Here is a 21,104-nt window from a genome sequence, read left to right as displayed (position 1 = left end):
ACCTGAGGGGCGACCCGGCGTCCGGTCCATCTGACGGACGTCCCTCGGTCGCGCCTCGACCGCGGCGCGACCAGGGATTTACCGTGCGGCCAGCGCGTGCTCCCCCGCCTTGCGCATGGCGGCGAGGGGCGCGGGGGCCTGTCCCGTCATCTGCTCGACCTGGAGCACGGCCTGGTGCACGAGGAGGTCGAGGCCGCTGACCACGGCCCCTCCGTACGCCGACCAGCGGGCGGCGAGCTCGGTGGGCCACGGGTTGTACAGCACGTCGAAGAGGGTGGCGGGCCGCTCGGGCACGGTGGCCGACAGCGCGTCCGTGGTGCCCGCCGGCGTCGTGGCGATCACCAGCGGTGCCCGCAGCGCCTCCGCCGCGTCCTCCCAGGACTCGGTCCTGACCCGCACGTCGAGGCGGTCGCCCCACTCGCGCATCTCGGCGGCACGGGCGTCGCTGCGCACGTATGCGACGACCTCACCCGTGCAGATCCGCGCCAGCGCGGCGAGCGCGGACGACGCGGTGGCACCGGCGCCCAGGATCGCGGCCGACTCGACCTGCTCGATGCCCCGCTCACGGAGCGCGGCGACCATGCCGGGAATGTCGGTGTTGTCACCGACACGTCGGCCGTCCTCGCCGAACACCACCGTGTTCACCGCCTCGACGGACGCCGCGGTCTCGCTGACCCGGTCGAGCAGCGGAATGATCGCCCGCTTCAACGGCATGGTCAGCGAGAGCCCGGCCCATTCGGGCCCGGTCTTCTCGATGAATTCCGGCAGCGCCGCCTCGTCGATCTCGAAACGGTCGTACGCCCAGTCGGTCAGACCCATTTCGTCGTACGCGGCGCGGTGCAGCACCGGGGAGAGGGAATGGGCGATCGGGGAGCCGAGAACCGCGACTCGTCGCTTTTCCGCGCTCACTGCCCCTCCAGGTATTTCTTGCGGTTCTGGTTCTGTTCCTCGTTCGTCTCGGCGAAGAGCGTCTTGTCCTCGCTGACGGAGACGAAGTAGTACCAGTTGCCCTTGGCGGGATGCAGCGCCGAATTCAGCGCCACCTCGCCCGGGTTTCCGATCGGTCCGGGCGGGAGGCCCTTGATCTTGTATGTGTTGTACGGGTCGTTGAGCTTGCGGAGGTCGTCGACCGAACCCGTCGCCAACTCGGACTTGCCGCGCAGGTAGTTGACGGTCGAGTCGAAGTCCAACAGGCCGTACGTTTCGGTGTTGTTGGGCTTGAGACGGTTGTAGACGACCGTGGCGACCTTCTCGAAGTCGTGCTTGTACTTGCCTTCGGCCTGGACCAGGCTCGCCACGGTGAGGACCTGGAGCGGATCCTTCAGGTTGAGTTCCTGGGCCTTCGACTTCAGGCCGAGCTCGTCGTACTTCTCCGTCGCGTGGGACACCATGTTCTTGAGGACGTCCGCGGGCTTCTGCCCCTTGGCGACCGGATAACTGGAGGGATAGAGGAATCCTTCCAGAGGGTCCTTGATGTCCTTGTTCGTATTGGCCCAGTCCGGAAGTCCGAGACTGCGCCAATCCTTCTTGGCGACATTCTCCGTGGTGCCCTTGGGGACATGGAGGCGGCTGTCGATCTGCGCGTAGACCCAGACGTTCCGCTTGCCCTCGGGAATGATGAGGTTGCTGCGGCTCTTCGGGCTGAGCATCAGCGCGACGGCGCTCTTGGCGGACATCTGCTTCTTGAGCGTGTAGACGCCCGACTGGATGGACTGTCCGTCCGGGTGCCTCTTCTGGGCGGAGACGAACGCGTCGACGCTCTTGACGACACCTGCCGCCTTGAGCTTCTGGCCGATCGCGTAGCCGCCGGAGTCCTTGGGGATCTCGACGATGGCCGTGCCCGAGCCGTCGCCCGCGAAGTCCGGCGCCGTGCCGAAACGGTCCTGGTAGAACTGGTAGCCGAAGTAGCCGACGCCGCCGAGGCCACCCGCGAAGACAAGGGTGACGACCAGACAGGCGCATCCGCTGCGGCGCTTCTTGGGCTTCTTGCCGCCACGCCCGCGGCGGTCGCCCCGGCGGCCGGGGTCGTCATCGTCGTCGTCTCCGCCACCGGCGAAGAACGCGTGCTCTCCCTGGTCGGGTCCCGGGTCCCAGTCGCCCTGCGACTCCGGCTCGGGCTCGGCGGGCGCGGACCGACGGCGGCCGGGCGGCTCCGGCGGGGAGTAGGCGTCGGGCGTGGAGTAGTAGTCGTGACTCTCCGAGCCGTACCCGGGCTGCTGGCCGCCGTACGGGTCCATGGGGTCGCCGCCGTACGGGACCTGCCCCTGCCCGTTGGTGTCCCAGCCGCCGTTCGAGTGTCCCTGGTCAGAACCGCCGTTGTACCCCTGATCGGGGTTTTCGTTGTAGCCGTACGCGGCCCCGCCGTCGTACTGCTGCTGCCCGTCGTACTGCTGCTGACCCTCGTACTGCTGCCGGCCATGGGCCTGCTGCTGTCCGGTGCTCCACTCCCCGCCGTACTGCTGGGACTGGTGAGGCTGCTGATGCTGGTGCGGCTGCTGCGGGTGGTACTGCCCCTGGCCGCCGTAGGTGGACGTGCCGCCCGCGGGCTGCTGTCCTCCCCATCCGCTGTCCCCGTACAACGGGTCCTCCGGATGCCACGGTTCGGAGCCTGGGCCCCGGCCATACTCAGTCATCGATCCCCTACATGCCGCGAGGCGGGGCCGCCGTCGGGATGGCCGGGCAACCGTTCCGCCTCTTGATGCTGTGCGGCAGCTGTTCGAACACCGCCGCATCGCGCGGAACGTTACCGTATCGCGATCAGATGACCACTTCGACGCCCTCGCCGGGAGCTTTACCTGACGCCCGTTCGGACTCCAGTGCCTGCTGAAGGATGATCACGGCCGCCGCCTGATCGATGACAGACCTGCCCTTTTTGGACTTCACACCGGAGGCGCGCAGTCCCTGACTGGCCGTCACTGTGGTCATCCTCTCGTCCACGAGCCTCACCGAAATGGGGGCGACCATGCGGGCGAGCTCCTGGGTGAACGAGCGGACCTTGGCGGCCGCCGGGCCCTCGCCCCCGTTGAGGGAGCGAGGGAGGCCGACGACGATCTCGATCGGCTCGTACTCGTCGGCGAGCTGCTTCAGCCGGCGCTGCGCCGCCGGGACGTCGCGCCCCGGCACCGTCTCCACCGGCGTGGCGAGGATCCCGTCGGGGTCGCACGAGGCGACCCCGATCCGGGCGTCACCGACATCGACGGCGAGCCGCCGACCCCGGCGCATGCCCTGTGCAGGCTCGGTCATCAGGCCGTCTCGGTGACGAGGCGCTCGACGGCGGCGATGGCCTCGGGCACCGCGGCCGCGTTCTGACCGCCGCCCTGGGCGACGTCCGGCTTTCCGCCGCCACCGCCGCCGAGGGTCTTGGCGGCCGTGCGGACCAGGTCGCCGGCCTTGAGGCCGCGCTCACGGGCCGCCTCGTTGGTCGCGATGACGGTCAGCGGGCGGCCGTTGGCCGTGGTGAAGAGGGCCACGACGGCAGCGCGATCGCCCTGGATGCGGCCGCGCACGTCGAGGACCAGCTTGCGCAGGTCGTCGGCGCCCGTGCCGTCCGGCACCTGGCCGGTGACGAGGGCGACGCCCCGTACGTCCTTGGCGGACTCGACGAGACCGGCGGCGGCCTGGAGGACCTTCTCCGCGCGGAACTTCTCAATCTCCTTCTCGGCGTCCTTCAGCTTGGCGAGCATGCCGGAGATCTTCTCGGGAAGCTCCTCGGGACGGCCCTTGACCAGCTCCTGGAGCTGGGCGACGACCGTGTGCTCCTTGGCGAGGAAGTTGTACGCGTCCACGCCGACCAGCGCCTCGATGCGGCGCACGCCGGAGCCGATGGAGGACTCGCCGAGCAGCTTCACCAGGCCCAGCTGGGCGGTGTTGTGCACGTGCGTGCCGCCGCAGAGCTCCTTGGAGAAGTCGCCGATGGTGACGACACGCACGCGCTCGCCGTACTTCTCGCCGAACTCGGCGATGGCGCCCTGCTTCTTGGCGTCGTCGATCGACATGACCTCGGCCTGCACGTCCAGTTCCCTGGAGAGCACCGAGTTGATCTTCTGCTCGACGTCCGTCATCACGGCCGTGGGCACGGCGGACGGCGAACCGAAGTCGAAGCGGAAGCGGCCGGGCTGGTTCTCCGAACCGGCCTGGGCGGCCGTCGGGCCGAGCGCGTCGCGCAGCGCCTGGTGCGTGAGGTGCGTGGCGGAGTGGGCGCGGGCGATGGCCCGGCGGCGGTGCGAGTCGATCGAGGCCCAGACCGGGGCGCCGACGGTGATCTCGCCGACCTGGACGACACCCTTGTGGACGTGGACGCCGGGCACCGGCTTCTGCACGTCGCGGATCTCGACGACGGCACCGCTGTCCACGCGGATGCGGCCGGTGTCACCGATCTGGCCACCGCCCTCGGCGTAGAACGGGGTGCGGTCGAGGACGATCTCGACCTCGTCACCCTCGGTGGCCGCGGGCGAGGAGACGCCGTTGACCAGCAGGCCGACGATCTGGGCCTCGTTCTCCGTGAGGGAGTAGCCCGTGAAGTCGGTGGCGCCGGAGGCGTCGGCGATCTCGCGGTAGGCGTGCAGGTCGGCGTGGCCGGTCTTCTTGGCCCTGGCGTCGGCCTTGGCGCGGTCCCGCTGCTCCTTCATCAGGCGGCGGAAGCCGTCCTCGTCCACGGAGAGGCCCTGCTCGGCCGCCATCTCCAGGGTGAGGTCGATGGGGAAGCCCCACGTGTCGTGCAGCAGGAACGCCTTGTCGCCGGAGAGGACCTTGCCGCCGGCGGCCTTGGTCTCGGTGACGGCGGTGTCGAGGATGTTCGTGCCGCCCTTGAGGGCCTTGAGGAAGGCGGCCTCTTCGGCGAGGGCGACGGTCTCGATGCGCTTGCGGTCGGTGATCAGCTCGGGGTACTGCTGCCCCATCGTGTCGATGACGACGTCGACGAGGTCCTTGACGACCTGACCGGTGGCGCCCATCAGGCGCATGTTGCGGATGGCGCGGCGCATGATGCGGCGCAGCACGTACCCGCGGCCCTCGTTGCCGGGGGTGACGCCGTCGCCGATGAGCATCGTCGACGTACGGATGTGGTCGGCGACGACGCGCAGGGAGACGTCCGAGCCGTGCTCCGCGCCATAGCGCACGCCGGTCAGCTCGGTGGCCTTGTCCATGACGACACGGAGGGTGTCCGTCTCGTACATGTTCTGCACGCCCTGGAGGATCATCGCGAGGCGCTCGAGACCGAGGCCCGTGTCGATGTTCTTCGACGGCAGCTCGCCGAGGATCGGGAAGTCCTCCTTGCCGTCGCCCGCGCCGCGCTCGAACTGCATGAAGACCAGGTTCCAGATCTCCACGTAGCGCTCGTCGTTGACGGCGGGGCCGCCCTCTTCGCCGAACTCGGGACCGCGGTCGTAGTTGATCTCGGAGCACGGACCACAGGGTCCGGGCACGCCCATGGACCAGAAGTTGTCCTTCTTGCCCAGGCGCTGGATGCGCTCGGCGGGGACGCCGACCTTCTCGCGCCAGATCTGCTCGGCCTCGTCGTCGTCGAGGTAGACGGTGATCCACAGGCGCTCGGGGTCGAGGCCGAAGCCGCCCTTGTCGACCGGGCTGGTCAGCAGCTCCCAGGAAAGCGTGATGGCGCCTTCCTTGAAGTAGTCACCGAAGGAGAAGTTGCCGCACATCTGGAAGAACGTGCCGTGGCGCGTGGTCTTGCCGACCTCTTCGATGTCGGGCGTGCGCACGCACTTCTGCACGCTGGTGACGCGCGGGGCGGGCGGCTTGACCTCACCCAGGAAGTAGGGCTTGAACGGCACCATGCCTGCGGGAACGAGCAGCAGAGTCGGGTCGTCCGCGATGAGCGACGCCGAAGGGACGACGGTGTGCCCGCGCTCCTCGAAGAAGCTCAGCCAGCGGCGGCGGATTTCAGCCGACTCCATCAGTGGTCCTCATTCCGGTTGTACTGCGTCTTCATGTCGTTCTTGTAGCTGCTGTGGCTCTCGATGACCGCGAAGCGGCGCGGCGGGGCCAGTTCGGCGTCGGGATCGTTCTGCAGGCCCAGCGCCTCACCCAGTTCCGCTTCGCGCTCGGCCATGCCGTCGCGGATGTCGAGTGCGAAGTCCTTCAGGCGGTGACCCGTCTCGATCGCCTTGTTCGCGGCCTGCGCGGCGAGGCTCTCGGGGGTCAGCTGCTTGAGCTTGCGGTTGACCTTGGTGGTGGCCCATACGCCGGCGGCTGCGCCCGCGGTGAACCAGAACGTACGGCGGAACATCGCTGCGTCAGTCCCTCTTGGTCCGATTGGCCCGCTTGGTCCGCCGCGCGGACGGAACGGTGCGGCCCACGATCACCGTACGACGGGACGGCTTGGCGGGCATGTCCTTTGTTTCGGGGGCGGCCTTGCGGCTGATGGCCCTGCGCACTCCGTAGCCGAACGCGGCGACCTTGACGAGCGGGCCACCGAACGTCGAGGCGACCGTCGTGGACAGCGCCGACGCGTTCGACGTGACCTCCTGGACGTCGGAGGCGATGGCGTCGACCCGGTCGATCTGCGTCTGCGCGGTGCGCACCGCGGTGGAGGCGTCGGCCAGGAGGGGGACCGCCTGCTCGGTCACGTCCGCGACGAGCTTGGTGGTCGCCCTGAGCGTCTGGGCCAGCCTCGCCAGTGCCACCGCGAGGAAGGAGACCAGGATCGCCCAGAAGACAGCCACCAGGATCCCGGCAACCTCTCCACCGGACACTTGGCACCGCTCCCTGGATCTCGTCCCTGAACTTCGTTCTGAACATCGAAAAGTCGTCCCCCGAGCCTATCGCGCCGGGGGCGTCGCTCCGTACCGCATTCCCCCGCGCGCTTCCAGGAGTTGCCCGAAGCGATTGTACGGAACGCTTACGGCTCAGTACGCTCCGTACCCTATGCGACCCTCTCAGCCCGGAAATCTTCCCCCGGAACTGAACGCCTTCGTCGGGCGGGACACCGAACTCGCCGAACTCGCCACGGCTTTGGAGACGGGACGGCTGGTCACGGTGACGGGGGTCGGCGGAGTCGGGAAGTCGCGGCTCGCCGTGCGGGCGGCGGCACGCAGCAGACTGCGCGACGGCGCCTGGCTCGTGGATCTCACGGCGCTGCGGGACGCCGAACTCCTTGAGCACGCGGTCGCCGACGCCCTGGGGCTGACGGACCATACGAAGCGGCCGCCGCGCCAGGTGCTGCTCGGGCACCTCGCGGAGCGGGAACTGCTCCTCGTCGTCGACGGCTTCGAGCTCCTCGTGGACGCCTGCGCCTCGCTGGTGCGCGATCTGCTGGTGCACTCCCCCGGCCTCCGGGTGCTCGCGGTGGGGCGCAGGCCGCTGGAGATCGAGGGCGAGCGGCTCTTCCCGCTCGCGCCGATGCCGGGCCCGGACGCGGCCGCGCTCTTCACGGACCGGGCGGTGACGGGGCTGCCCGGCTTCGCCCTCGATGACGGCAACCGCGCGGACGTCATGGAGCTGTGCCGCCGTCTCGACGGGATCCCGCTCGCGGTGGAGCTGGCCGCGGGACGGCTGCGGGCGCTCTCGCCCGCGCAGCTGCTCGCCCGGCTCGACGACCGGTTCCGGCTGCTCACGGGCGTACGACGCGACGCGCTGCTGCGGCATCAGACGCTGCGCACGGCCATCGGCTGGAGCCACGAGCTGTGCGCGCCCCGGGAGCGGCTGCTGTGGTCACGCCTCTCGGTGTTCGCCGGACAGTTCGACCTGGAGGCCGCCGAGTACATCTGCGCCGGGGACGGACTGCCCGCCGAGGACGTGCTCGACGTCCTGGACGAGCTGCTGGCCCAGTCCGTCGTGAACCGTGAGGACGGCCCTTCGGGCGTGCGCTACCGCATGCTCGACACCGTCAGGGCCTATGGCGCCGACTGGCTGGAGGCGGCGGGCGAGAGCGACCGGATGCGGCGCAGGCACCGCGACTGGTACATGGGGCTCGCCACCTGGTGCGAGCTGGACTGGTTCTCGCCGCGCCAGCCGGAGGTCGCCGCTCTCGTCGATCTCGAACTGCCCAATCTGCGTGCCGCGTTGGAGTTCTGCCTGACCGAGGGCGACCAGGCCCATCTGGGGCAGTACCTCGCCGGCACGCTCTGGTTCTACTGGGCGGGCTGCGGCCGTCTCGCGGAGGGCAGGCACTGGCTCGACCGGGCCCTGGAGCTCGACGGCGGGCACGACGACTCCCGGCTCAAGGCGCTGTGGGTGCTCGGCTACGTCGCGGTGCTGCAGGGCGACACGGTCGCCGCGCTCGCCGCCCTGAACGAGTGCCGTGACGGCGCGGAGCGCACGGGCAGCGCGCTCGCGGCGGCGTACGCGGAGCACCGCATCGGCTGTCTGGCCCTGGTCACGGACGACCTGCCGCGCGCGGAGGCGCTGCTGCGCTCGGCGCTGGAGCGGTACCGGGAGATCGGTGAGCTCAACAGCAACGTCGTCATGGGGCAGACCGAGCTCGCCATGGCACTGGCCTTCCGGGGTGAGCTCGCGGTCGCGGTGGAGCTCTGCGAGGAGGTGCGCCGGATCTGCGACGACCACGGCGAGCGCTGGACCCTCGCCTACGCCCTCTACGTACTGGGTTTCGCTGCGTGGACCCGCGGCGAGGCGGGGACGGCGCGGGAGCTGCTCGCCGAGTCGCTCCGCCTCGATCACCGTTTCCACGACCTGCTCGGCACGGTCCTGTCCATCGAGCTGCTCGCCCTGTTCACCGCGGCGGAGGGCGATCCGGCGGAGGCGGCGGTCCTCCAGGGCGCTGCGGCGAGCATCTGGCCGTCGGTGGGGCTGCCGCTGTTCGGCTCGGTGCACTTCGGCGGGCCGCATCTGATGTGCGAGCGGCAGGCACGCGAGGCGCTCGGCGACGTGCGGTACGAGGAGTGCGTGCGGGCGGGTGCGGGCCTCGGCCTGGACGCGGCGGTCACCCGGGCGCTGAACAGCGGCCCCGGAAACGAGCGAACCCGCCGCCTGCCCCGCCAGGAAGGGCGGGGAGGCGACGGGCTGCAGCAGGGTGAGCTACGTCCGGGTCAGCGGGCGTAGTACTCGACGACGAGCTGCTCGTCGCAGATCACGGGGATCTCCTTGCGGTTCGGGTCGCGGTCCAGGCGGAAGGCCAGGGCCTTCAGGTTCACCTGGAGGTAGCGCGGGGTCTCACCGTCGGGGGCGAAACCACCCTCGCGCGCAACCTGGAACAGCGGCTTCTCGCGGCTGCGCTCGCGGACCATCACGACGTCGTCGGGACGGACGCGGTACGACGGCTTGTCGACCTTGCCGCCGTTGACCTCGATGTGGCCGTGCACGACCATCTGGCGGGCCTGGTAGATCGTGCGGGCGATGCCCGAACGCAGAACCAGGGCGTCGAGGCGACGCTCCAGCTCGATGACCAGGGCCTCACCGGTCTTGAGCTGCGTCTTGGACGCACGCTCGTAGGCACGGACGAGCTGGCGCTCCGAGAGGTCGTACTGCGCGCGCAGCCGCTGCTTCTCGAGCAGACGGACCTTGTAGTCCGAGTTCTGCTTGCGCCCACGGCCGTGCTCGCCCGGCGGGTAGGGGCGGGCCTCGAAGTACTTGACGGCCTTCGGGGTCAGCGCGATGCCGAGGGCACGCGACTTCTTGACCTTGGGGCGGGACTGGTTCGGCATGAACCAACCTCTCTGTTCTCTGTGAAATCGGCTTCACCAGGGTTAGGGGAGGTCGCAATCCGCAGCCTGGGAAACCTCGCGGGCCGTGGGCTCGAAAGCCGTGGGGCCGTGAGGCAGCCGCTCCCTGGTCTGGGCACAATGTGCAGCACGCGAGTGGCCCACCGACCGATTCCCGGGGCTGTGGGCTCCGGGTGGTGGTGGGCTGCCCGCGACACCTTCAACGGTGCGCGACGCTCCTGGATCCCCTCGCCTCACGGCGGCGGGGTTCCGGCTGGATGTCCCGTTCTGGTGGTGCCGGTACGAGACCGGACACGGGACGCAGCACTTCGGGCAAGTGTACCGGGTGCGGCGAGGTGCCTCAGCCGCGGGTGTCCGGCCCGTACCTCAGCCCTCGGACTGTTCGCCCTTGAGGCGGGCGCGGACCCGCTCGACCACGTCGGCGTACCGGGCCTCCGCCCCGTACCTCGTCGGCTGGTAGTAGCGCTTGCCCTCGATGGTGTCCGGTGCGTACTGCTGGGTGGCGATGCCGCCGGGGACGTCGTGCGGATACACGTACCCCTGGGCGTGGCCCAGCTTGGCCGCGCCCTTGTAGTGCCCGTCGCGCAGGTGGGGCGGGACGGGGCCCGCGAGGCCGCCGCGGACGTCGGCCTGTGCCTGCTGGATCGCGATCGTCGCGGCGTTCGACTTCGGGGCCAGGGCCAGGGCGATCGTGGCGTGGCTGAGGGTGAGCGCGGCCTCCGGGAAGCCGATCATCGCGACGGCCTGGGCGGCGGCGACCGCGGTGGGCAGCGCCGTCGGGTCGGCGAGGCCGATGTCCTCGCTGGCGGAGATCATCAGGCGCCGGGCGATGAAACGGGGGTCCTCCCCCGCCTCGATCATGCGGGCCAGATAGTGCAGGGCGGCGTCCACGTCCGAGCCGCGGATGGACTTGATGAGGGCGCTCGCCACGTCGTAGTGCTGGTCGCCGTCGCGGTCGTACTTCACGGCGGCCCGGTCGACGGACTCCTCCAGGGTCTGGAGGGTGATCGCCTCGTCGCCCTTGGCGAGCGCCGAGCCCGCGCCCGCCTCCAGCGCGGTGAGCGCACGCCGGGCGTCGCCGCCCGCGATCCGCAGCAGGTGCTCCTCCGCCTCCTCGGGCAGCTCGACCGCGCCGGCCAGGCCCCGCTCGTCGACGAGCGCCCGGCGCAGCAGGCCGCGCAGATCGTCGTCGGTGAGCGGTTCGAGGGTGAGGAGCAGGGAGCGGGACAGGAGCGGGGAGATGATCGAGAAGTACGGGTTCTCGGTGGTCGCCGCGATCAGCGTGACCCAGCGGTTCTCCACGGCGGGCAGCAGGGAGTCCTGCTGCGCCTTGCTGAAGCGGTGGATCTCGTCGAGGAAGAGGACGGTCTCCTTGCCGTGACCGCCCATCGCCCGGCGGGCGCCGTCGATCACGGCGCGCACTTCCTTGACGCCCGCGGTGATCGCGGAGAGCTCGACGAAGCGCTTGTTGGTGGCTTTGGAGACCACGTACGCAAGGGTGGTCTTGCCGATGCCCGGCGGGCCCCACAGGAACACCGAGGAGGGTCCGGCGGGTCCTCCGCCGCCCTCGCCGACGAGGCGGCGCAGGGGCGATCCCGGCTTCAGCAGGTGCTGCTGGCCGACGACCTCGTCGAGGGTGCGGGGGCGCATCCGGACGGCCAGGGGGCTGCTGGACGGGTCCTTCTCCTGGCGGTCTTCGGCTGCGGCGGTGAACAGATCGGGCTCCACGTCAAGAACCCTATGTCACCCCACTGACAATCCTTCCTGGCGCCGGTCAGGCCCAGAGGTCGGCGCCCCAGCGGGTGAGGATCAGCATCGCGATGACGCCGGTGTGCATCACCGGCAGCGCCCAGGTGAAGTCCGCGAGGAAGCTCCTGGCCCAGGCGGGCGCGGGCAGGAAGCCGGCGCGGATGTTGGACGACGTGACGTACCAGAAGATCAGGAGTGTCACGACCCAGGCCAGGGTGCACCAGAGGCAGAGCGCGTTGATGTGGTAGAGCGACTGGATCATCAGCCAGGTGCAGAAGCCGACGCCGAAGAGCGCGCCCGCGTTGAACGTCAGCCAGTACCAGCGGGGGAAGCGGGCTCCCGCGAGGAGGCTCATGCCGACGCAGATCACCATGCCGTAGGCGACCAGGCCCAGCATCGGGTTCGGGAAGCCGAACGCCTCCGCCTGCTCGCTCTTCATGATGCTGCCGCAGGCGACGACGGGGTTGATGCTGCAGCCCGGCTGGAAGTTCGGGTCCTTGAGGAGCTCGAACTTGTCGAGGGTGATGACCCAGGAGGCGAGCAGACCGGCCGCGCCGGTGATCACCAGGAGCAGGGCGAGCGCGCGGCTGCCGCCGACGGAACCGGGAGCGGCCGTACGCTCCCGCTCGTCCAGGGCGCCGTCCTTCGCTGACATCGTTTTGCTCATCACGCCGTTCCGTCGCTTGTGGTGGCCGCGGGCAGGGACATTGTGCCGTACGTACCTGTGTGTCCGTCCCGGGAACGGCATCGCGGGGTCCGTTTCCGGACCCCGCGTGGGAAAGCGTCTCGCGCGCGTTACGCCAGCTTCGCCGTGAGCACCGCGACGACCTCGTCGAGCGCGACGGCGCTCTGCTCCCCGGACTCCATGTCCTTGAGCTGGACGACGCCCTCGGCGAGGTCACGTTCACCGGCGACGACGGTGAAGCGCGCACCGCTGCGGTTGGCGTTCTTCATCGCGCCCTTGAGGCCCTTCCCGCCGTACGAGAAGTCCGCCGCTACGCCCGCCCTGCGCAGCTCGGTCACCTTGGCGAACAGGACGCGGCGCGCCTCGTCGCCGAGCGGCACCGCGAACACGCTGGTGGCCGCGGGCAGTTCGAGCTCGACGCCCTCCGCCTCCAGGGCGAGCACCGTGCGGTCCACGCCGAGGGCCCAGCCGACCGACGGCAGCGAGGGGCCGCCGATCATCTCGGAGAGGCCGTCGTAGCGTCCGCCGCCGCCGACCGCGGACTGCGAGCCGAGGCCGTCGTGGACGAACTCGAAGGTCGTGCGGGTGTAGTAGTCCAGGCCGCGGACGAGCTTCTCGTCGTCCTCGAAGGCGACGCCCGCCGCCGTGATCAGCTCGCGGACCTGCTCGTGGTACGCCTTGCACGCGTCGCACAGGTAGGCGCGCAGAGAGGGCGCGCCCACCAGCTGCTTCTGGACGTCGGCCCGCTTGTCGTCGAGAACCCGCAGCGGGTTGATGTCGATACGTCGACGTGTCTCCTCGTCCAGGTCCAGGCCGCGCAGGAACTCCTGCAGCGCGGCGCGGTAGACGGGGCGGCACTCCTGGTCGCCGAGCGAGTTCAGCAGGATGCGGAAGTTCCGCAGGCCGAGGGCGCGGTACGCCTGGTCGGCCAGGATGATCAGCTCGGCGTCGAGCGCCGGGTCCTCGGCGCCGATCGCCTCGGCGCCGACCTGGGAGAAGTGCCTGTAGCGGCCCTTCTGGGGGCGCTCGTACCGGTAGTAGGAGCCCGAGTACCAGAGCTTGACGGGGAGGTTGCCCGCCTTGTGGAGGTTGCCCTCCAGGGCCGCGCGCAGCACGGAGGCGGTGCCTTCGGGGCGCAGCGCGAGTTCGTCGCCGCCCTTGGTGGTGAAGGCGTACATCTCCTTGGTGACGATGTCGGTGGACTCGCCGACACCGCGCGCGAACAGCTCGACGTTCTCAAACCCGGGCGTCTCGATGTAGCCGTAGCCGGAGTTGCGCAGCGGCGCGGCGATGGCCTCGCGGACCGCGAGGAACTTCGCGGAGTCCGGCGGAAGCAGGTCGTACGTGCCCTTGGGGGCCTTGAAGGTGCTCACGGAATTTCTCTCGTCACATTCCTCGTCGCGGGCCGGACGTGTCGTCCGCGCCCAGGCCGGAGGCCACCTGCCGCATGTACGGATTGGTGGCGCGCTCCTGGCCGATGGATGTCTGGGGGCCGTGGCCGGACAGCACCACGGTCGAGTCGTCGAGCGGCAGGCACACGCGGCCCAGCGACTCGAGGATCTCGGTGTGGCTGCCACCGGGCAGGTCGGTGCGTCCGATGGAGCCGGCGAAGAGCAGGTCGCCCGAGAAGAAGACCGAGGGAACCTCCTCGGTCTCGGGCATCCGGAACGTCACCGACCCCTTCGTATGGCCCGGAGCGTGCGCGACGGAGAAGTCGAGGCCCGCCAGCTTCAGGTCGGCGCCGTCGGACAGCTCCCGCAGGTCGTCGGGCTCCCCGACCGTCAGCTCGCCCATGAGCGGCATCCCGATGGAGCGGCCGAGCGCCTTCTCGGGGTCGCTCATCATGTACCGGTCGGAGGGGTGGATCCACGCGGGTACGTCGTGCGCCCCGCAGACCGGGACGACGGACGCGACGTGGTCGATGTGGCCGTGGGTGAGGATGACCGCGACGGGCTTGAGCCGATGCTTCTTGAGTGCGTCCTCGACTCCCTGGGCGGCCTGGTGGCCCGGGTCGATGATCACGCACTCCTCGCCTGCGGCGGGGGCGACCAGGTAGCAGTTGGTGCCCCAGGCCCCGGCGGGGAACCCGGCAATGAGCACGATCGTCCTTCGTTCGTCGTCGGGTGGCGGGTGACCGCGGCCCCCGGCGGGAGAACGCGGCAGATCAGAGCCTACCGGCGCTGCCGATTTCACAGGTAACCCATATACGGTACGGGGCACTGTGCGGCGCATGCCGAGACATGCGCGGGAGAAGGGGAGAAGAGCCGGTGGTCAGCCAGGAACAGCGGCGCAAGCAGCTCGCTCGGGAGAAGTTGGCGCGCCAGCAGGAGCGGCGGGAGGCCGCGCGGCGCAGGGCACGGGCGCGCAACGCGGTGATCGCGGGCGCCCTCGCGGTGGTCGTGGCGGGCGGCGCGGTGTCGTACGCGGCGGGAGCCTTCGACGGGGACGACACCAAGGACGACGCGAACGCGCGGCCCAGCGGCGCCCCGAAGGATCCGTGCGCGAAGGCGGCGCCCGGCAAGGTGAAGCCGCTGACGTTCGACAAGGAGCCCGGGCTCGGCGTCGACAAGTCCGCCGACTACGCGATGAACTTGAAGACGACGTGCGGCGACATCGCCCTCGACCTGGACGCGGCGAAGGCCCCGCACACGGTCAACTCCTTCAACTTCCTGGTGAACAAGGGCTACCTCGACCACACCAAGTGCCACCGGCTCACGACGGGCGGCATCTACGTCCTGCAGTGCGGCGACCCGAAGGGCGACGGCACGGGCACTCCCGGGTACACGATCCCGGACGAGAACCTCAAGGACGAGCGCCTCAAGGGCAAGGTGTATCCGGCGGGCACGGTCGCGATGGCGAACCAGTACAACGCGCAGACGAAGAAGGGCAGGAACAGCGGCGGCAGCCAGTTCTTCCTCGTCTACCAGGACAGTCAGCTGCCGCCCGACTACACACCGTTCGGGACCATTTCCGATTCGGGGATGAAGGTCCTGAAGAAGATCGCCGCCGCGGGCGAGAGCAGCGGGCGGGGTGACGGCGCCCCGAACGCGACCGTCGTCATCGACAAGGCGACCGTCACGAAATCCTGACCGCTGGCGGGCAAACTTCGGTCGCGCGGGATGCGGACAGCCGCCCCGCCGGTCGCCTATGTTGGCGGAGACGAAACTGTGGACGATGCCGGGGGCCCCGAGGCCCTGCGCAGGCATCATGTGGAGGAGGCGCTGTGAGCAGCGACCCGTGGGGCCGCGTCGACGAGACGGGCACCGTGTACGTGCGTACGGCCGACGGCGGCGAGCGAGTGGTCGGTTCGTGGCAGGCAGGATCTCCGGACGAGGCCCTGGCCTACTTCGAGCGCAAGTACGAAGGTCTGGTCGTCGAGATCGGACTCCTCGAGCGCCGGGTGAAAACCACCGACCTGTCGACCAAGGACGCGATGACGGCCATCGAGCACCTGCGCCAGCAGGTCGACGAGGCGCACGCGGTCGGCGATCTGGACGCCCTGGGCAAGCGGCTCGACAAGCTCGTGGAGAGCGTCGAGGAGCGCCGCGAGGAGCGCAAGGTCCAGAAGGCCAAGCAGTCCGACGAGGCGCGGCACGCCAAGGAGGCGCTGGTCGTCGAGGCCGAGGAGCTGGCCCAGAGCGAGCAGTGGCGGGCGGCCGGCGAGCGGCTGCGGGCCCTGGTGGACACCTGGAAGGGGCTGCCGCGGCTCGACCGCAAGTCGGACGACGAACTGTGGCATCGCTTCTCGCACGCCCGCTCGGCGTTCTCCAAGCGACGCAAGGCGCACTTCGCGTCGCTGGACGCGCAGCGCGAGGAGGCCCGCAAGGCCAAGGAGAAGCTGGTCGGCGAGGCCGAGGCGCTGTCGAACTCGACGGACTGGGGCCCGACGGCCGCGCGCTACCGCGAACTGATGGCCGACTGGAAGGCCGCGGGCCGCGCCCAGCGCGAGCACGAGGACGACCTGTGGAACCGCTTCCGCGGCGCCCAGGACGTGTTCTTCGCGGCGCGCAGCGCGGTCTTCGCGGAGCGCGACGCGGAGCAGGGCGAGAACCTGAAGCTGAAGGAGGAGCTGGCCGCGGAGGCGGAGAAGCTCCTCCCGGTGACGGACCTGAAGTCGGCCCGTGCCGCCTTCCGTGCCATCAACGAGCGGTGGGAGGCCATCGGCCACGTCCCGCGTGACGCACGGCCGAAGGTCGAGGGCCGGATGCACACCGTGGAGCGGGCGCTGCAGGAGTCCGAGGAGGCCGAGTGGCGCCGGACGAACCCGGAGGCACGGGCTCGGGCCGAAGGCCTGACGGGGCAACTCCAGGCGGCGGTGGACAAGCTGACGGAGCAGATCGAGAAGGCTCGCGCTGCGGGCAACAACGCCAAGGCGGACAAGCTCCAGAAGGAGCTTGACGGTCGCCGGGCGCTTCTCGACCAGGCCCTCAAGGGTCTGCACGAGTTCGGCGGCTGACACGGCCTTCACGACACATGGGTCCGCCCCCGGCGCAGAGCGCCGGGGGCGGACCCATGTGTGACAAGAGTCAGGGTCTGCGCGCCGAGGTGACCCGGTAGACGTCGTAGACGCCCTCCACCCCCCTGACGGCCTTGAGCACATGGCCGAGGTGTTTCGGGTCGCCCATCTCGAAGGTGAAGCGGGACGTGGCGACGCGGTCCCGGGAGGTCTGTACGGCCGCCGACAGGATGTTCACGTGCTGGTCCGAGAGGATGCGCGTGACGTCCGACAGGAGGCGCGAGCGGTCGAGGGCCTCGACCTGGATGGCGACCAGGAAGACCGAGGACTGGGTGGGCGCCCACTCGACCTCGAGGATGCGCTCGGGTTCGCGCGAGAGCGAGTCGACGTTCACGCAGTCGCTGCGGTGCACCGATACGCCGCTGCCGCGCGTGACGAAGCCGATGATGGGGTCGCCCGGCACGGGCGTGCAGCAGCGGGCCAGCTTGACCCACACGTCCTCGACGCCCTTGACGACGACGCCCGGGTCGGCGTTGGAACGCCGCTTGCTGCGGCCGCGGGACGGCGGCGCGCTCTCGGCGATGTCCTCGTTGGCGGCCTCCTCGCCGCCGAGCGCCTGGACGAGCTTCTGCACGACGGACTGCGCGGTGACGTGGCCCTCGCCGATCGCCGCGTACAGCGAGGAGATGTCGGGGTAGCGCATCTCGTGGGCGAGGGTGACCAGCGAGTCGCCGGTGAGGATCCGCTGGATCGGCAGGTTCTGCTTGCGCATGGCGCGCGCGATGGCGTCCTTGCCCTGCTCGATGGCCTCGTCGCGGCGCTCCTTGGAGAACCACGCACGGATCTTGTTGCGCGCCCGCGGCGACTTGACGAAGCCGAGCCAGTCGCGGGACGGGCCCGCGCCCGCCGCCTTGGAGGTGAAGACCTCCACGAGGTCGCCGTTGTCCAGGGTCGATTCGAGCGGTACGAGACGGCCGTTGACCCGTGCCCCTATGGTGCGGTGGCCGACCTCGGTGTGCACCGCGTACGAGAAGTCGACGGGGGTGGCGCCCGCCGGAAGCGCTATGACATCGCCCTTCGGGGTGAAGACGAAGACCTCGTTGCGCGACAGGTCGAAGCGCAGCGACTCCAGGAACTCGCTGGGGTCCTCGGTCTCCTTCTGCCAGTCGAGGAGCTGGCGCAGCCACGCCATGTCGTTGAGGTGGTCGTCCTTGCCGCCGGCCTTCTTCGGCACGTCGGTGCGCACCTTGGAGGCGCCGGCGACGGCTTCCTGCTTGTACTTCCAGTGCGCGGCGATGCCGTACTCGGCGCGGCGGTGCATGTCGAACGTACGGATCTGGAGCTCGACGGGCTTGCCGTTGGGGCCGATGACCGTCGTATGCAGCGACTGGTACATGTTGAACTTCGGCATCGCGATGTAGTCCTTGAACCGGCCGGGGACCGGGTTCCATCGCGCGTGCACGGTGCCGAGGGCGGCGTAACAGTCCCGGACCGTGTCGACAAGGACACGAATCCCCACCAGGTCGTAGATCTCCGCGAAGTCACGGCCGCGGACGATCATCTTCTGGTAGACGCTGTAGTAGTGCTTGGGGCGTCCCGTGACGGTCGCCTTGATGCGGGCGGCGCGCAGGTCCGCCTGGACCTCGTCGGTCACTATGGCGAGGTACTCGTCGCGCTTGGGGGCGCGCTCGGCGACGAGCCGCACGATCTCGTCGTACATCTTGGGGTAGAGGATCGCGAAGGCGAGGTCCTCCAGCTCCCACTTGATGGTGTTCATGCCCAGGCGGTGCGCCAGCGGAGCGTAGATCTCCAGGGTCTCGCGGGCCTTCTTCTCCTGCTTCTCGCGCTTGAGGTACCGCATCGTGCGCATGTTGTGCAGGCGGTCGGCGAGCTTGATGACCAGGACGCGGGGGTCCTTGGCCATGGCGACGACCATCTTGCGCACGGTCTCGGCCTGCGCGGCCTCGCCGAACTTGACCTTGTCCAGCTTGGTGACGCCGTCGACGAGCAGGGCGACCTGGTCGCCGAAGTCGCGCTTGAGGGTGTCCAGGCCGTACTCGGTGTCCTCGACCGTGTCGTGCAGGAGGCCGGCCATCAGGGTGGCGGGGTCCATGCCGAGCTCGGCGAGGATGGTCGTCACGGCGAGCGGGTGCGTGATGTACGGATCGCCGCTCTTGCGCTTCTGGCCGCGGTGCCAGCGCTCCGCGACCTGGTAGGCCCGCTCGATCTGGCGGAGCGTCGACGTCTCGATCTTGGGGTCGTTGCTGCGCACTATGCGCAGCAGGGGCTCCAGGACGGGGTTGTACGGGTTCGAGCGCTGGACGCCGAGGCGGGCGAGCCGGGCCCGCACGCGGTTGGAGGAGCCGGAACGCGCCGGCTGGCCGGTGGCCGGCCTGATCGCCGGAGCCGTCGGATGGTGGTCCGCGGGCGGCTTCGGGCGGGGCTGCTCGGCCGGCTTGTCGCCCCGGGAGACCTCTCCCTGGACGCGCTGTGCGGATGTGCCGCTCTGACCGCCCGCAGCCTTCTTCGCGGGCGCGACAGAGTCCGCCGAGGCCTGCTGGACCTTCTGTGCGGCCTTGGCGGCGGTGAGTGGCTGGGACTCGTCTGGCAAGAGCGCTCCCTGTGCGCGATCGGGGTCCCCCGGACAGGCCCCGAAGAGTCCATGGTATCGATCCCGGGCCGTTGGCTCCCCTCCGGCCGGTGAGACGGCTCTGTACTGGAGAAACGCGAGGGACGTACGACGGATTCCCCCCGGAACCTCCCCTCCCGTCCGCAGCGGTCTGCCCGGGCAGCAGGACCGCCCGGGGCACCCGACGTGCGAGCCGTCCGGAGCGCGAACCGGCCTGAACGACGACGGGCGCCCCGGTGGGTACCGGAACGCCCGTCGTGCTGTCCTGCGAGCTGTCTCAGACGGTGATCAGCGCCTCGAGCGGCGCCCCGTCCAGAGCCTGCTCCAGCCTGCGGCGGCCGTCGAGGAAGCCGAGCTCCATGAGGACCGCGACTCCGGCCACCTCGGCGCCCGAGCGCCGGACCAGGTCCAGCGAGGCCGCCGCGGTGCCGCCGGTGGCGAGGACGTCGTCGATGACCATGACGCGGTCGCCCGCGGCCAGGTCCTCGGCGTGCACCTCGATCTCGGCGCTGCCGTACTCCAGGTCGTAGCTCTGCCGGAGCGTCGCCCCGGGGAGCTTGCCCGCCTTGCGCACGGGGATGAACCCGAGGCCCGCGCGGAGCGCGACGGGGGCGCCGAGGATGAAGCCGCGGGCCTCCAGGCCGACGATCTTCGTGGCGCCGTGCCGCACGCTCAGGTCCGCGAGCGTCTCCGTGAGCGCCGCGAACGCGGCCGGGTCGGCAAGCAGCGGCGTGATGTCCTTGAACATCACGCCCGGCTTCGGGTAGTCCGGGACGTCACGGATGCGGCTGAGCAGCAACTCCGTGACGCCTGCGAGCTCGGTCATCGGCGCTTCCCCGAGGGCCGGCCACGGCCGCGGTTGCGCGACGCGGGCTGGCTGCGGGGACCGACGACGGCCGGTGCGGCGTCACCGGGCACGGCGTCGTCCTCCGGCTCCTCGTCGGCGAAGGACTCCGGCGTCTCCGCGGACTCGCCCTTGGCGGCGGCCGCAGCGCGCTTGGCGAGCACCCGCTTCTTGAGGGCCTTCATCTGCGGCTCGCGCTCCTTGAAGTCGGCGACGAGCGGCGTGGCGATGAAGATCGAGGAGTACGCACCGGCCGCGAGGCCCACGAACAGCGACAGCGAGATGTCGTTGAGCATGCCCGCGCCCAGGGCGCCGCCACCGATGAACAGCAGGCCCGCCACCGGGAGCAGCGCGACGACCGTGGTGTTGATGGAGCGCACCAGGGTGCCGTTGATGCTGCGGTTGGCGAGTTCGCTGTACGTGTACCTCGTCTGCTTGGTGATGTCCTTCGACTGCTCCTTCAAGCTGTCGAAGACCACCACCGTGTCGTAGAGCGAATAACCGAGGATGGTCAGCAGACCGATCACCGTGCCCGGGGTGACCTCGAAGCCGACCAGTGCGTACACACCCACGGTGATGGTGATGTCGTGGATCAGCGCGATCAGTGCCGCCAGGGCCATGCGCCATTCGAAGGCGATGGCCAGGTAGATCACGACGAGGACCATGAAGATCGCCAGGCCCTGCCAGGCCTTGTTGGCGATCTGGTCGCCCCAGCTGGGGCCGACGAGGTCGGCGTCGATGTCGCCGGCCTTGACGTCCAGGTCCTCGGCCAGTGCCTTCTTGATCTGGTCGGACTTCTTGATGTCGACGCCCGCGATCTGGATGCGGAGCTTGTCGTCACCCAGCTTCTGGACGATCGCGTCGTGACCGGACGCCTTCTCCGCGGACTCCTCGGCCTGGGAGACCGAGACGCTGGTCTTCGGCGTGTTGAAGACGGCGCCGCCCTCGAACTCGATGCCCATGTTCAGGCCGCGCACCGCCAGGCCGACGATGGCCGTGATGGTGATCAGTATCGAGATGCCGTACCAGATCTTGCGCTTGCCGACGAAGTCGTAGCCGACCTCACCGCGGTAGAGCCTGGCGCCGAGATTGCCGAGCTTCGACAT

At 69.9% G+C, this 21,104-nt stretch carries 17 protein-coding genes; 3 read left to right on the top strand and 14 right to left on the bottom strand.

Annotated elements, in window-relative coordinates; translation table 11 throughout:
• Positions 1-78: 78 nt before the first annotated feature.
• The 6 genes from AC07DO_RS26040 to AC07DO_RS26015 form a co-directional block, all read right to left on the bottom strand.
• Positions 79-909: a shikimate dehydrogenase gene (locus tag AC07DO_RS26040; protein ID WP_479063040.1), complete on the bottom strand. Its 831-nt coding sequence runs from the start codon at positions 907-909 to the stop codon at positions 79-81.
• Positions 906-2,633, bottom strand: coding sequence for an endolytic transglycosylase MltG (gene mltG, locus AC07DO_RS26035; RefSeq protein WP_479063039.1), 1,728 nt, complete (start codon positions 2,631-2,633; stop codon positions 906-908). Before mltG ends, AC07DO_RS26040 begins: the two co-directional genes overlap by 4 nt.
• Before the next feature lie 124 nt (positions 2,634-2,757).
• The gene (ruvX, locus tag AC07DO_RS26030; RefSeq protein WP_479063037.1) at positions 2,758-3,243 is read right to left on the bottom strand and encodes a Holliday junction resolvase RuvX; all 486 of its coding nucleotides are present in this window, start codon (positions 3,241-3,243) and stop codon (positions 2,758-2,760) included.
• Complete coding sequence (gene alaS, locus AC07DO_RS26025; protein WP_479063035.1) at positions 3,243-5,912, bottom strand: alanine--tRNA ligase; 2,670 nt, start codon at positions 5,910-5,912, stop codon at positions 3,243-3,245. Before alaS ends, ruvX begins: the two co-directional genes overlap by 1 nt.
• Positions 5,912-6,244 carry a DUF6167 family protein gene (locus tag AC07DO_RS26020; protein ID WP_385939285.1) on the bottom strand — a complete coding sequence of 111 codons (333 nt, stop codon included), beginning with the start codon at positions 6,242-6,244 and terminating at the stop codon, positions 5,912-5,914. Before AC07DO_RS26020 ends, alaS begins: the two co-directional genes overlap by 1 nt.
• 7 nt (positions 6,245-6,251) lie before the next feature.
• Positions 6,252-6,710, bottom strand: a complete 459-nt coding sequence (locus tag AC07DO_RS26015) for a DUF948 domain-containing protein (protein WP_268770107.1) — start codon at positions 6,708-6,710, stop codon at positions 6,252-6,254.
• Positions 6,711-6,882: 172 nt separating this feature from the next.
• Between AC07DO_RS26015 and AC07DO_RS26010 the strand changes: the two genes are divergently transcribed.
• Positions 6,883-9,015 (top strand): ATP-binding protein, encoded by a 2,133-nt coding sequence (locus tag AC07DO_RS26010; protein WP_479063034.1) that lies wholly within the window; start codon positions 6,883-6,885, stop codon positions 9,013-9,015.
• Here the strand turns inward: AC07DO_RS26010 and rpsD are convergent.
• The 5 genes from rpsD to AC07DO_RS25985 form a co-directional block, all read right to left on the bottom strand.
• Positions 9,003-9,617, bottom strand: coding sequence for a 30S ribosomal protein S4 (rpsD, locus tag AC07DO_RS26005; RefSeq protein WP_055563995.1), 615 nt, complete (start codon positions 9,615-9,617; stop codon positions 9,003-9,005). The two genes, AC07DO_RS26010 and rpsD, sit on opposite strands and share 13 nt — an antisense overlap.
• Before the next feature lie 384 nt (positions 9,618-10,001).
• Positions 10,002-11,363, bottom strand: coding sequence for a replication-associated recombination protein A (locus AC07DO_RS26000; RefSeq protein WP_479063032.1), 1,362 nt, complete (start codon positions 11,361-11,363; stop codon positions 10,002-10,004).
• Positions 11,364-11,409: 46 nt separating this feature from the next.
• Positions 11,410-12,051: a vitamin K epoxide reductase family protein gene (locus AC07DO_RS25995; protein WP_479063031.1), complete on the bottom strand. Its 642-nt coding sequence runs from the start codon at positions 12,049-12,051 to the stop codon at positions 11,410-11,412.
• 128 nt (positions 12,052-12,179) lie between these two features.
• Complete coding sequence (gene hisS / locus AC07DO_RS25990; RefSeq protein ID WP_479063030.1) at positions 12,180-13,442, bottom strand: histidine--tRNA ligase; 1,263 nt, start codon at positions 13,440-13,442, stop codon at positions 12,180-12,182.
• A 13-nt stretch (positions 13,443-13,455) separates the two neighbouring features.
• Positions 13,456-14,169, bottom strand: coding sequence for an MBL fold metallo-hydrolase (locus tag AC07DO_RS25985; RefSeq protein ID WP_479063029.1), 714 nt, complete (start codon positions 14,167-14,169; stop codon positions 13,456-13,458).
• A gap of 167 nt (positions 14,170-14,336) precedes the next feature.
• Between AC07DO_RS25985 and AC07DO_RS25980 the strand changes: the two genes are divergently transcribed.
• A complete protein-coding gene (locus AC07DO_RS25980; RefSeq protein ID WP_479063028.1) occupies positions 14,337-15,158 on the top strand; it encodes a peptidylprolyl isomerase in 822 nt (273 codons plus the stop codon).
• A 134-nt stretch (positions 15,159-15,292) separates the two neighbouring features.
• On the top strand, positions 15,293-16,525 hold the full coding sequence (locus tag AC07DO_RS25975; RefSeq protein WP_479063026.1) for a DUF349 domain-containing protein: 1,233 nt from the start codon (positions 15,293-15,295) through the stop codon (positions 16,523-16,525).
• Between the two features lie 70 nt (positions 16,526-16,595).
• Here AC07DO_RS25975 and AC07DO_RS25970 read toward each other — a convergent pair whose 3' ends face one another.
• The 3 genes from AC07DO_RS25970 to secF all read right to left on the bottom strand — a co-directional run bounded on the left by AC07DO_RS25970 (position 16,596) and on the right by secF (position 21,104).
• The gene (locus AC07DO_RS25970) at positions 16,596-19,136 is read right to left on the bottom strand and encodes a RelA/SpoT family protein (RefSeq protein WP_479063023.1); all 2,541 of its coding nucleotides are present in this window, start codon (positions 19,134-19,136) and stop codon (positions 16,596-16,598) included.
• A gap of 295 nt (positions 19,137-19,431) precedes the next feature.
• Positions 19,432-19,980 (bottom strand): adenine phosphoribosyltransferase, encoded by a 549-nt coding sequence (locus AC07DO_RS25965; RefSeq protein WP_479063021.1) that lies wholly within the window; start codon positions 19,978-19,980, stop codon positions 19,432-19,434.
• Positions 19,977-21,104 (bottom strand): protein translocase subunit SecF, encoded by a 1,128-nt coding sequence (secF, locus tag AC07DO_RS25960; RefSeq protein ID WP_479063019.1) that lies wholly within the window; start codon positions 21,102-21,104, stop codon positions 19,977-19,979. The genes AC07DO_RS25965 and secF overlap by 4 nt, the downstream gene beginning before the upstream one ends.

The organism is Streptomyces sp. NPDC045678 (assembly GCF_056432085.1).
Note: the sequence above shows the minus strand (reverse complement) of the source record. Positions and strands in the feature narration are given on the sequence as shown.